This window comes from Yinghuangia sp. ASG 101, assembly GCF_021165735.1.
In the GTDB taxonomy this organism is placed as follows: Bacteria; Actinomycetota; Actinomycetes; order Streptomycetales; family Streptomycetaceae; genus Yinghuangia.
Genome location: NZ_CP088911.1, coordinates 2,384,635 through 2,396,401, shown reverse-complemented (window position 1 = coordinate 2,396,401; position 11,767 = coordinate 2,384,635). Strand labels below are relative to the sequence as shown.

The window sequence follows — 11,767 nt, the reverse complement described above, 5'->3', positions numbered from 1 at the left end:
CGGATACGGCGTCAGAGGGCGGAGGCCGCCGCGACCGCGATGCGCGCGGCCTCCGTCGCGTTGCGGGTGATCAGCGTGATGTTGGCGGCGAGGCTCAACCCCTCGGTTTCGCGGTGGAAGCGGTCGAGCAGGAACGGCGTCACCTCCTTGCCGCGCACGCCCTCCGCCGCACACGCGGCGAGCCCGGCGGCCAGGACCCGGTCGTGCAGCGCCGGATCGAGCTGGTCGGCCGCCGGAAGCGGATTCGCGAAGACCACCGCGCGGTCGGCGAGGCCGAGTTCGTCGCGCGCGCGGACGAGCGCGGCGGCCTCGGCGGGCGAGTCGACGCGCCATTCGAGGGCGTGGCCGGTGTCGGTCAGGTAGAAGCCCGGGAAGCGGTCGGTGCCGTAGCCGATGACGGCGACGTTGAGGGATTCGAGGCGTTCGAGGGTCGCGGCGACGTCGAGGATCGACTTCACGCCGGAGCACACGACCGCGATGCCGCAGCGCGACAGCGCGTCCAGGTCGGCGGACTCGTCCCACGTCTCGCGCGCCTCGCGGTGCACGCCGCCCAGGCCGCCGGTCGCGAAGAAGCGGACGCCGGCCAGCCGGGCCAGGTGCGCGGTGGCGCCGACGGTGGTGGAGGCGCTGCCCCCGGCGGCGGCCACGGGGGCGAGGTCGCGCAGGCCCGCCTTCGCGATCGTGTCCGACGCGGCGATCCGGGCGAGCGTCGCGTCGTCCAGGCCGATGCGCGCGCGGCCGTCGACCACGGCGACGGTCGCGGGCACGGCGCCTTGCGCGCGGACGGCCGCTTCGACCCGGCGTGCCGTCGCCAGGTTGTCGGGGCGCGGGAGCCCGTGCGTGACGATGGTGCTCTCCAGCGCCACGACCGGGCGCCGGTCGGCGAGTGCGCGGGCGACCTCGGGGTGGATGTCCAGGCGATTCACAGCAGCGACCGTACCGCCGCCCACTCCGGACGCGGACCACGAACCCCACGGCCCCGCACGGGAGTCGGCCGCGCGGCGCCGGGCGGCACGCGGCCGGGGAACCGCTGCGGCGCCGGTCGCACACGCGTACGGATGCCGCACGCCGGGCCTCCCTCGTTCGCGGACGCCCGGTGGCTTAGTGTCGGCAGGGTGGAGCCCACCGAACCGCAGGCGCCCCGGGCGCCGGACGACGCGGCCTTCCCCGCGCACTGGGAGGCCGACGTCGTGCTGCGCGACGGCTCGACCGCACACCTGCGCCCGGTCGGCCCCCACGACGCCGACCGCCTGGTCGCGTTCTACGGGCGCGTCTCCGCCGAATCCAAGTACCTGCGCTTCTTCTCGCCCTACCCCCGGCTCTCCGACCGCGACGTGCGCCGCTTCACCCACCACGACTGGGTCGACCGCGTCGGCCTCGGCCTGTTCGTCGGCGGCGACATGGTGGCGATCGTGCGCTACGACCGCATCGGGCCGGACGGCCGCGCGGTCCGCACCGGGCCGCGCGGGCGCTCGTCGACCGCCGAGGTCGCCTTCCTCGTCCAGGACGACCAACAGGGCCGCGGCGTCGCGTCCGTCCTGCTGGAACACATCGCCGCGGTCGCCCGCGAGCGCGGCATCCGGCGCTTCATCGCCGACGTCCTGCCCGCCAACCGGCGCATGATGCACGTCTTCACCGAGGCCGGCTACACCCAGCAGTCCGCGTTCGAGGACGGCGTCGTTCGGCTCACCCTCGACCTCCAGCCCACCGACAGCTCCACCGCCGTCATGCTCGCCCGCGAACACCGCGCCGAGGCCCGCTCGACGGCCCGGCTGCTCAATCCCCGCTCGGTCGCCGTGATCGGCGCCGGCCGCCGCGAGGGCACCGTCGGCAACACGCTCCTGCGCGACCTCGCGGCGAGCGGGTTCACCGGGCCGGTGTACGCGGTGAACCCCGCCGCCGGAAACACACCCGTCGAAGGCGTTCCCGCGTACCCGACCGTCGCCGACATCCCCGGCGAGGTCGACCTCGCGATCGTCGCCGTCCCCGCCCCCGAGGTGCAGCGGGTCGTGGAGGACTGCGGCCGGCACGGCGTCCACGGCCTCGTCGTCGTCTCGTCGGGCTTCGCCGAGACCGGCGACCCCGAGGGGCGCGAACGCCAGCGCCGCCTCGTCCGCACCGCCCGCAGCCACGGCATGCGCGTCATCGGACCCAACTGCCTCGGGCTGCTCAATACGGACCCCGCGGTCAGCGTCAACGCCAGCCTCGCGCCGCGGATGCCGCGTCGCGGGCGGGTGGGGATGTTCGCGCAGTCGGGCGCCCTTGGCATCGCCATCCTGGAATCGACCGTCGACCGCGGCATCGGCCTGTCGACCTTCGTCTCCGCCGGCAACCGCGCCGACGTCTCCGGCAACGACCTCCTCCAGTACTGGGAGGACGACCCCGCGACCGACGTCGTGCTGCTGCACCTTGAATCCCTCGGCAACCCGCGTAAGTTCACGCGGCTCGCGCGCCGCGTCTCGCGGCGCAAGCCGGTCGTGGTCGTCAAGAGCCTGCGGCACGCCGGCGGCGTCCCGCGCGGCCACGGCACACGCGCGCTGACGCTGCCCGACCACGCGGTCGACTCGTTGTTCCGGCAGGCCGGGGTCATCCGCGTGCCCACGGTCGCGGAGATGTTCGACGTCGCGCAACTCCTCGCGTACCAGCCGCTGCCCGCCGGCGACCGCGTCGCCATCGTCGGCAACTCCGACTCGCTCGGGCTGCTCACCCAGGACGCGTGCACCAGCGCCAGCCTGGAGCCGCTGCGCCCGGTCGACCTGACCACCGCCGCGACGGCCGAGGACTTCCGCACGGCCCTCGGGCGCGTCATCGCGTCGCCGGACGCCGACGCGGTCGTCGCGGTCTTCATCCCGCCGCTGAGCACGCACGGCGACGAAGTGGCAGGCGTCCTCGGCGAGATGGCCGACCGGGCGGCCGAGGCGGGCAAACCGCTGCTGGCCACCTACCTCGCCCACGAGGGCCTGCCGGACCAGCTGCGCCGCCTCGACGCGGACGGCGTCCCGGCCCGCGGCTCGGTGCCGTCGTACCCCGCCCCCGAGAACGCCGTGCGCGCGCTCGCCGAAGTCGTGCGCTACGCGGCGTGGCGGCGGCGCCCGGTCGGCGGCATCGTCGCGTTCGCCGACACCGACGCGGAGGCGGCCCGCGGCCTCGTCCGAGCGCGTCTCGGCGGCGCCGACGCCGCCGGCCTGTCGCCTGCCGAGGCCGGCGAACTCCTGGGCTGCTACGGCATCCGCCCGCTGCCGGCGGTGCGCGTCGACAGCGAGGACGCCGCGGTCGACGCCGCCGCGCTGCTCGGCTACCCGGTCGTGCTCAAGACCATCGCCGAGCACCTGCGCCACCGCGTCGACCTCGACGGCGTACGCCTCGACCTCGGCACCGAAGTCGGCCTCCGCCGCGCGTTCCGGCGCATGGCCGCCCGGCTCGGCGGCCCCGACCAGGCGCGCCTCGTCGTCCAGCGCATGGCCCCGCGCGGCGTCGCCACCACGGTCGGGGTCACTTACGACGAGTCGTTCGGTGCGATGCTGCACTTCGGACTCGCCGGCCCCGCCTCGGAATTGCTCGGCGACGTCGCCCACCGCGCCGTACCCGCGACCGACAAGGACGTCGCGGACCTCGTACGCGACATCCGCGCGGCGCCGGTGCTGTTCGGCTACCGGGGGGCGCCGCCGGTCGACGTCGCGGCCTTGGAGGAGCTGCTGCTCCGGCTCTCCGCCCTCGCCGACGACCTGCCGCAGGTCACGTCGGTCGTGTTGGATCCGGTCGTGGTCACCGAGGAAGGCCTGAGCGTGCTCGACGCGCGCGTCCGGCTGTCGCGGCCACCGGCGCGCACGGATCTCGGCCCGCGGTCGATGCGCAAACCACTCTGACGCGACCGCCGCCGAAAGGCGTCGCGAACGCGAGCCGCGGCGGTACGAACCCGTGGCCGGGGCATACCGCCGCAGACTCGACCGCTGCGGCGCCGATGCCACCCCGAGCCGTGGCACCCGCGCCGCCGCTGCGGCCTCCGGTCGCGCCCGCCGCCATGCCCCTCCGGTGCCGTCCTCCCCGGGACGGCACACCATGTCGGCCGGCCCACCCGGACCGACCGCCCCACGCCGGGTTTCCCCGATCCGACCGGCGTGGTGCGGTTGTGCCCGTACTCCCGGCGCGAGAGCAGGGACACGTGCGAGTCGGGCGGGTCACCGCGAGCGGTGCATCCCTGTCGGCCCGTCCGTCTTGCACACCGACAGTCAACCGCCTCGTAAAGCCCCTGGGGAGGGCGCGCGTGGGGCGCGCGGTTGCGCTTCTCGGGTGATCCCCCGTGAGTGTGCCTCACTGTCACTCTTCCGGGGACTGTCATGACATCGACAAAGAGTTATCGGGATGCTCCGGTGTGTGGCGGCGGGTGTCCGTTGTGCGTCGGCCGAACGGGACGGAAGCCGGTCCGAGGACGGGGGATGGCGCGCACCGCCCCCGGGAGGTGCCAGGATGGGGGTATGGCGAAGACCACCACCTCGACCCAGGGCCTGCGTACGGCCATTGAGCGCAGCGGCTACTACCCGAGCCTCGTCGCCGACGCGGTCGAGTCGACGATCGGGACCGAGCACGTCGACGCGTTCCTGGTGCACCAGGAGACGACGTTCGACTCCAACGAGGTCAGGCGGCACGCGACCGTCCTCGTGCTCACCCCCGGCCGTTTCCTGGTCAGCCACACCGACGAGCACGCCCCCGACGACACGTCGCCGACTCCGTACGCGACGACCTCCACCGAGACGGTCCGCATCGACCGCATCGAGTCGGTGGTCGTGAGCCGTGTGGTCGGCAACCCGGCGGAGTACGTCCCGGGCGCCGCGCCGCGCGAGGTTGTGCTCACCATCGGCTGGGGCGCGGTCGGTCGGATCGACCTCGAACCGGCCGGATGTGCCGACCCGAACTGCGAGGTGGACCACGGCTACACCGGCGCGATGACCGCCGACGACCTGTCGCTGCGGGTCAGCGAGGCGGCCGACGGCTCGGCCGCCGTCGAGCGCACGCTCGCGTTCGCCCGCAGGCTCTCCGAGGCCATCGCCGGGGTGTCGGGCACCGACGGGGGCCGGGGCCCGTCCGGTTCCGGCCGGTGAGCGCCGCCGAAAGCCACCCCGAGGCACCGCCCGTCCCCGTCCCGCGCTACGGCACCGGGGCGCTGTCCGACCTCCTCCCGTCGGTCACGGCGTCGCTCGGCATGGCCGGTGAGCGCAACGTGCTCGGCCTGCGCGAGACCGAGCGCGCCGTCGTGTTCCTCATCGACGGGCTGGGCTGGGAGCTGCTGAAGGCCAACCCCGACTGGGCGCCGTTCCTCAGCTCGCTGGTCCCCGGCGCGTGGGGCGGCCGGGGCGAGCCGCTGACCGCGGGTTTCCCCGCCACGACCGCGACGAGCCTCGCGTCGTTCGGGACGGGCCTGCCGCCGGGCGCGCACGGGCTGCTCGGCTACAGCGTCGCGATCCCCGGCGACGCGCGGCTGATGAACCAACTGCGGTGGGACCCGTACGTCCCGCCGCGCGAATGGCAGCCGCACACGCCCCTGATGGAGCGTGCCGCAGCCGCGGGCATCACGGTCGCCCAGGTGTCCGACCCGTTGTTCGAGCGGACGCCGCTGACGCAGGTGGCCCTCCAGGGCGGCACCTACGTCGGATGCGCGTTCGGCGAGCCCCGCGTGCAGGGCGTTCTCGACCAACTGGCCGCCCCCGGGCCGGTGCTGGTCTACACCTACCTAAGCGAGCTGGACAAGGCCGGGCACGGCAACGGCGTCGACTCGGACGCGTGGCGCGTCGAACTGGCTCGTGCGGACGGCCTCGTGCGCCTGCTGGCCGAGCAACTGCCCCCCGGGACCTCGCTCTACGTCACCGCCGACCACGGCATGGTCGACGTGCCCATGGCCGACCGCATCGACGTCGACACCGATCCCGAACTGTCCGCGGGCGTCGCCCTGCTCGGCGGCGAGGGCCGCGCCCGGCACGTGTACGCGGTGCCCGGCGCGGCCTCCGACGTCCTCGCGATCTGGCAGGACGTGCTGGCCGACAGCTGCTGGGTCCTGTCCCGCGACGAGGCGGTGGCCGCGGGCTGGTTCGGCGAGGTCGAGGACCGCGTGTACTTCCGGATCGGCGACGTCGTGGCGGCGCCGTGGGCGAACGTCGCCATCGTCGCGACGCGCAAGGAGCCCAACGAGTCGCGCATGGTCGGCCTGCACGGCTCGATGACACCGGACGAACAGCTCGTACCGCTGCTCGAAGTGCACACCTGACGGGGCACCCCGCGCGTCCTCTCACGACGCCCCGAAAAGCGCCGAGGGCGCCCCTCCCGAAGACCGGAGGACGCCCTCGGCGCCGTGTGGGCCAAGGCCCGGGGGAAGGCCGCGAATCAGGCGGCCTGCCTCCGCTTCTTCAGCAGGACCGAGGTCAGGGCCGCGACGACGGCGACCGGCAGGACGATCTTGAACAGCTTGCCCATGGTGGGGAACTCCCTCGACTGGTCGGCGCCGGGCCGATCGTCACGCTCTCGGGAGACGCCGCCACGGTGTGTGATGCGACGTCAACTCGCGGGCGCTGCCCGGCCGTTCCGACTCTAGGCGATGGCGCCCCGCCAAGAGCGCGAGCGATTCGCCGAACCGCCCGGTGTGGGGATCGTCACGGTGCCGCGGAGGTTTCGCCGGCGTCCTCGGTGTTCTGCATGACGGAGAACATCGCGCCGTTCGGGTCCTTGAAGCTCGCGTACCGGCCGTACGGCGAATCGCTCGGCTCCGCGGTCACCGACCCTCCCGTGTTCCGGACCGTGTCCGCGGCGGCGTCCGTGTCGTCCGTCGAGAACGTGACCGCCCAGTGCGCGGGGACCTCGTCGGGCCAGTTGGCGTCGAGGGTCATGATGCCGCCGGTGGGCCGACCATCGACCAGGAACACGTGGTACTCGAACCCCTCCGAGCTCATGTCCTCGTACGTGTAGCCGAACACCGCCGCGTAGAAATCCCGCGCGGCCTTGCCGTCGCGCGTCATCAGCTCGTTCCAGACCGGCGCGCCCGGCTCGTTGACCAGCTCGGCGCCGTGGTGCGTGCCCGCCTGCCACAGCCCGACGACGGCTCCCGTCGGATCGCTCAGCAGAGCCATGCGGCCCAGGTCCATGACGTCCATGACCGGGAGCACGACGGTCGCGCCGGCGTCGCGCGCCTCGGTGGTGGCGGCGCCCGCGTCGTCGACCGCGAGGTACGTCGTCCAGGCGATCGGCATGCCCGGGTCGGGGAGCTTCATCAGCCCGGCGACGCGCTTCCCCCGGACCGTGCAGTTCGTGTAGTAGCCAAGCTCCTCGGGCCCGATCTCGCCGGCCCAGCCCAGCACGCCGCGGTAGAAGTCCAGCGAGGCGCGCGGATCGGGCGAGCCCATGTCGACCCAGCACGGCACCCCGCGCTGGTACGGGCTTGTCACTTCGGACATGTGCTTCCTCCGTGGGAGATACCCGCCTCGGGCGGGCTGCCTCGACCGTGCGACGTTTCGATCGTGGCACGCGGCACGGGCACTGTCGCGGGGAGACGGGCCCGTGCGGACGAGCCGGCAGGGCAGGATGCACACGTGAACCCAGTCATCGACACCACCGAACTCGCCGCCGCACTGCGCTCGCCGCGGCCTCCCGTCCTGCTCGACGTGCGCTGGAGCCTCGGCGGCCCGCCCGGCATCGACGCCTACCGCGACGGCCACCTGCCGGGGGCCCGCTTCTGCGACCTGGAGCACGACCTGTCCGCCGCCCCCGGCGCCGACGGACGCCACCCGCTGCCCGACCCCGAGGCCTTCACGGCGGCCATGCGCCGCGCGGGAGTCTCGGCCGGAGTCCCGGTCGTGGCGTACGACGGCGGCGACGGCATGGGCTCCGCGCGCGCGTGGTGGCTGCTGCGCTACTTCGGCCACGGCGACGTCCGCGTGCTCGACGGCGGCCACGCGGCCTGGACGTCGGAGGGTCTGCCGACCACCACCGACGAACCGCCGTCCCGCACCGGCGACTTCACCGCCGCACCGGGCGGAATGCCGCTCCTGGACGCCGACGACGCCGCCGCACTCGCCCGCGACGGCGTCCTGCTGGACGTCCGGACGGCGGTCCGCTTCCGCGGCGAGAACGAACCCGTCGACCCCGTCGCCGGGCGCATCCCCGGCGCGGTCAACGCCCCCGAGGGCGCGAACGCGGGCCCCGGCGGACTCCTGCGCACCCCCGACGAGCTGCGCGAACGGTTCGCCGCGCTCGGGGTGCGGCCGGGTGCGTCGGTCGGCGCCTACTGCGGCTCGGGGGTGACCGCGTCGCACACCGTGCTGGTCCTCGAATACGCGGGCCTGCCGGGCGCGGCGTTGTACGCGGCGTCCTGGAGCGGCTGGATCACCGATCCGGAGCGTCCGGTGGCAACCGGGCCGTGACCTCGGCGAGCGGGCCCTCCGGCGCGGTCGTCGCGCGCATGAAGTCCGCGAGCCACGGATCGATCGCGCCGAACAAGAGCCGGACCTCGGTGAGAAGGGCCCGCTCGTCCTGGTGCGTGACCCGATCCTGCGTTCCCACTCCCATATCCCACCGCCCCCCGGAAAGCAGGTGTCGCGGACGCGTTTCCGACTCGGTCTTGCGGACACAGTAGGCCCCCGACGGCCGATGAGGAAGTGATCAGACGAGGCCGGTGAATATCGGCGGGATATGTCCGCCCGCCGGGATCACCCACCGGACGCGGCCTGATCCTCCTCGCGGAGACGCCCGGAAGCGGCGCTCCCACCGAGGGGAACGCCGCTGTGGACAATCGTGCCGTTCGGATGCTGCGCCGGTGTTGCCGCCCGGTGACCGGATGCCCGCGCGCGGTTGCACGCCCGGCCGGTGCCGGTGCGGCCGGTCAGTCGCGCTTCTTGCGGCGGCTGCCGAAGACGATCTCGTCCCAACTCGGCACCGTCGCGCGGCGGCCGGGCCGCACGCCGTCGGCCTCGGCCTGGCGGTCGGTCGCGCCGACGAGCCGGTCCCGGTGCGGCGCGACGACGCGGGGCACCAGGACGTTCTCGTACGCGGAACCGGCGGACGACGCGGCGCCTCCCGCGGCGGCGGCAGCGGCCGACTCCTCGGGCTCCTCTTCGTCCGCCACGGGGGCGGGCAGCGGGCGACCGCGCTCGCCGCCGATCGCCGGCACGTCGATGCGCATCGGCTCGCGCTGCGGCGGGCTCGGTTCGTTGCGCAGCCCCGGGACCGCGTCCAGCAGGCTCGTGATCGCGTCGTCGCTGCTGTTGCGGGGCAGCGACGCGAGGCGCGGGCGGAACGGGAACGGGGCCTCGTTGCCCGTCGCGGGCTCGCCGACGAGCGACCGGGCCTCGTCGTCGTTGGTGGTCACCAGGCGCCGTGGCGGGTCGAAGCTCCAGCTCGCCGAGTGCATTTCGCCTTCGGCGCGGTAGAGGAGCAGGATCTCCCAGCTGCCGTCGTCACGCCGCCACGAGTCCCACTGGATCGACTCGTTGTCGGCGCCGCGCAGGTGCAGCCGCTCGGCGACGATCTCGCCCAGCAGCGGGCCGGTGGTCTCGCCTTGGCGGCGGATGGGGGTCTTGCGGGCGCGCTCGGCCATGAACGCGCGCTCGGCGAGGACGGGGCCCTCGAACCGGCGTACGCGGTCGACCGGGATCCCGGCGAGCTGCGCGACCTCTTCCGCGGTCGCACCGGCTCTTATACGCGCCTGGATGTCGCGGGGCCGCAGTTGGCTTTCGACTTCGATCTCGATCTGACCGAGGCGCGCACGGTCGCCGCGCACGGCGGCCCGCAGCCGCTCGTCGATGGCAAGGTTGAACTCGGTACCGTCGGCAGCCTTCAGCACCAGCCGTGTGCCGTCGTTGCTGACGGCCACGACACGCAGTTCGGGCATGGGGACCTCCCGGGTGGTGCCTGCCGACGTCACCTGCGTCGTTGCTCCCGTTACGAGTGTGACTTGCCCAGTGCCGGCGTGCCACAACCTGACCGATGTGTCCCGGCGTGTCGGATAGTCGTACCGCTTTTGCCGGTATGTCGTGGGCTTTTCGAGTGACGGTTCCCGAGGAATCAGCCGCTCCGACCACGTGCGATCGGTCGCTTCCCCCCTCCACCCATCTCGGTCTTTCCGGAACCTCGCTGAACAGTACTCCATTCGAGGCCGACGCTGGGTCGCACCGCGCCGTAACGGCGCGTCAGCCACCGGGCGAAACAATCCGGCCTTCGCTCGGCGGCGGGTGGGGTTCCTCACAAGATCACCGGGAGGAGCGGCCCTCGGCGGTGTGCGGGCCGCCGGGACAGGGAGGTGGCTCGGCCGCCGGATATCAGCCGAACGAGTGCAAAGAACATGTTTCAGAAGCACTTCGGCGGTGTGAGGGCCCTTGCGGCTATTCGCCCAGGACGCGTCGGAGGTAGTCGTTGCCGAACCTGCGTTCGGGGTCGACGCGGTCGCGCAGCGCGGTGAAGGACGCGAAGCGCGGATAGGCGTCCGCCAGGTACGCGGCGTCCCGGGTGTGCAGCCTCCCCCAGTGCGGCCGGCCCTGATACGCCGTCATGATCTCCTCCACCGCCGCGAAGAACCGCTCGTGCGGGGTGCCGCGGACCATGCGCACCGCGACGTACGCGGTGTCGCGGCCGTACGCGGTCGACAGCCACATGTCGTCCGCCGGGGCCGCCCGCACGGTGACCGGGAAGGACACGTACTCCTCGCCGAGGCCGACGAGTTCGCGCAGGTCGCGCAGCGCGGCGGCCAGGGCCCCGAGGGGCAGCGCGTACTCCATCTCCACGAAGCGCACGCGGCGCGGGCCGGCGAAGACCTTGTGCGGCACCTCGGTGTACGTGCGCTCGCGCCGCGCGCGTCCCGTGATCCTCGCGAGCCGGGGGACGGCCCTCGGGGCGGCTTTGCCGAGCCGGCACGCGAGGGCGAACACCGCGTTCGCGACGAGTTGGTCGTCCCGCGGGAACCGCGCGCGGGAGGGCGGCCGCGCCGGGCCCGCGCCGCGGTTGGCGCGCCGGACGGTGCAGCAGTCGGTGTGCGGGATCCAGGAGAACTCGGCGTGGTCGTGGTCCGACCGCAGTTCGTCGAAGTGCTCCAGGACCTCGTCGAAGGGCGCCGGTTCCTCGCGGACGTCGAGCAGGAACGCCGGTTCGACCGCGAGGGTGACCGCCGTCACGATGCCGAGCGCGCCGAGCCCGACGCGCGCGCCCGCGAACAACTCGGCGTTCTCGTGCGGCGCGCACAGGACGATCTCGCCGTCCGCGAGGACCACCTCCATCGCGCGGACCAGCCCGGACAGCGAGGCGGTCGCGCGTCCGGTGCCGTGCGCGCCGGTCGCGGTCGCCCCCGCGACGGTTTGTCCGGCGAGGTCCGCCGGGACGCCGAGCGCGAGGCCGTGGTCGGCGAGCAGGTCGCCGAGGCGGTCGAGGCGCACCCCGGCGCCGACCGTGACGGTGCCGGCGGCCGGGTCGGCCGCGGATATCGCGGTGAGGCCGTCGGGCCGGAGCAGGACGCCGTCGGTCACCGCGACCGCGCTGCACGAGTGGCCCGCGCCGACCGCCTTGACCCGCAGGCCCTCCGCCGCCGCGCGCCGCACGAGGGCGGACACCTCCTCGGGAGAGCGCGGCGTGTCCGCGCGCCTGGGCCGGGAGGTCTGGTTCCCGGCCCGGTTCTTCCAGGGTGTCGGGGACAAGCCGGTCAACGGGAACCTCCAGCGGAGGCGGGCGCCGGGCCCGACGGGCCGCCTCGGTCGGCCATACGAGGGGAAGTACCGGACATTACCGGTGGGTCACCGCC

9 protein-coding genes are annotated in these 11,767 nt (G+C 74.0%); 4 read left to right on the top strand and 5 right to left on the bottom strand.

The annotated features are described in order from the left end of the window. Positions 1-11: 11 nt before the first annotated feature. Entirely contained in the window at positions 12-926 is a 915-nt protein-coding gene (locus tag LO772_RS09885) for a pseudouridine-5'-phosphate glycosidase (RefSeq protein ID WP_231778021.1), read from the bottom strand. A 189-nt stretch (positions 927-1,115) separates the two neighbouring features. Here LO772_RS09885 and LO772_RS09880 point away from each other — a divergent pair, with 189 nt between their 5' ends. The 3 genes from LO772_RS09880 (at position 1,116) to LO772_RS09870 (ending at position 6,259) form a co-directional block, all read left to right on the top strand. After that, positions 1,116-3,866, top strand: coding sequence for a bifunctional acetate--CoA ligase family protein/GNAT family N-acetyltransferase (locus LO772_RS09880; protein ID WP_231778020.1), 2,751 nt, complete (start codon positions 1,116-1,118; stop codon positions 3,864-3,866). A gap of 609 nt (positions 3,867-4,475) precedes the next feature. Next, positions 4,476-5,099: a DUF5998 family protein gene (locus LO772_RS09875; protein WP_231778019.1), complete on the top strand. Its 624-nt coding sequence runs from the start codon at positions 4,476-4,478 to the stop codon at positions 5,097-5,099. Next, the gene (locus LO772_RS09870; RefSeq protein WP_231778018.1) at positions 5,096-6,259 is read left to right on the top strand and encodes an alkaline phosphatase family protein; all 1,164 of its coding nucleotides are present in this window, start codon (positions 5,096-5,098) and stop codon (positions 6,257-6,259) included. The genes LO772_RS09875 and LO772_RS09870 overlap by 4 nt, the downstream gene beginning before the upstream one ends. 382 nt (positions 6,260-6,641) lie before the next feature. On the opposite strand, the gene LO772_RS09865 is transcribed toward LO772_RS09870, so the two are convergent. Further along, a complete protein-coding gene (locus LO772_RS09865; protein ID WP_231778017.1) occupies positions 6,642-7,439 on the bottom strand; it encodes a VOC family protein in 798 nt (265 codons plus the stop codon). Positions 7,440-7,574: 135 nt separating this feature from the next. Here LO772_RS09865 and LO772_RS09860 point away from each other — a divergent pair, with 135 nt between their 5' ends. Next, positions 7,575-8,405: a sulfurtransferase gene (locus LO772_RS09860; protein ID WP_231778016.1), complete on the top strand. Its 831-nt coding sequence runs from the start codon at positions 7,575-7,577 to the stop codon at positions 8,403-8,405. On the opposite strand, the gene LO772_RS09855 is transcribed toward LO772_RS09860, so the two are convergent. The 3 genes from LO772_RS09855 to LO772_RS09845 all read right to left on the bottom strand — a co-directional run bounded on the left by LO772_RS09855 (position 8,368) and on the right by LO772_RS09845 (position 11,672). After that, on the bottom strand, positions 8,368-8,544 hold the full coding sequence (locus tag LO772_RS09855) for a hypothetical protein (RefSeq protein ID WP_231778015.1): 177 nt from the start codon (positions 8,542-8,544) through the stop codon (positions 8,368-8,370). The genes LO772_RS09860 and LO772_RS09855 overlap by 38 nt on opposite strands. A 319-nt stretch (positions 8,545-8,863) precedes the next feature. After that, on the bottom strand, positions 8,864-9,904 hold the full coding sequence (gene sepH / locus LO772_RS09850; protein WP_231778014.1) for a septation protein SepH: 1,041 nt from the start codon (positions 9,902-9,904) through the stop codon (positions 8,864-8,866). Positions 9,905-10,361: 457 nt separating this feature from the next. Further along, positions 10,362-11,672 carry a D-arabinono-1,4-lactone oxidase gene (locus tag LO772_RS09845; RefSeq protein ID WP_231778013.1) on the bottom strand — a complete coding sequence of 437 codons (1,311 nt, stop codon included), beginning with the start codon at positions 11,670-11,672 and terminating at the stop codon, positions 10,362-10,364. Positions 11,673-11,767 lie beyond the last annotated feature (95 nt).

What these genes read in the sequence shown, in the direction of transcription:
- LO772_RS09875 (WP_231778019.1), top strand. Translation starts at nt 4,476, where the DNA reads ATGGCGAAGACCACCACCTCGACCCAGGGCCTGCGTACGGCCATTGAG.
- LO772_RS09865 (WP_231778017.1), bottom strand. Translation starts at nt 7,439, where the DNA reads ATGTCCGAAGTGACAAGCCCGTACCAGCGCGGGGTGCCGTGCTGGGTC.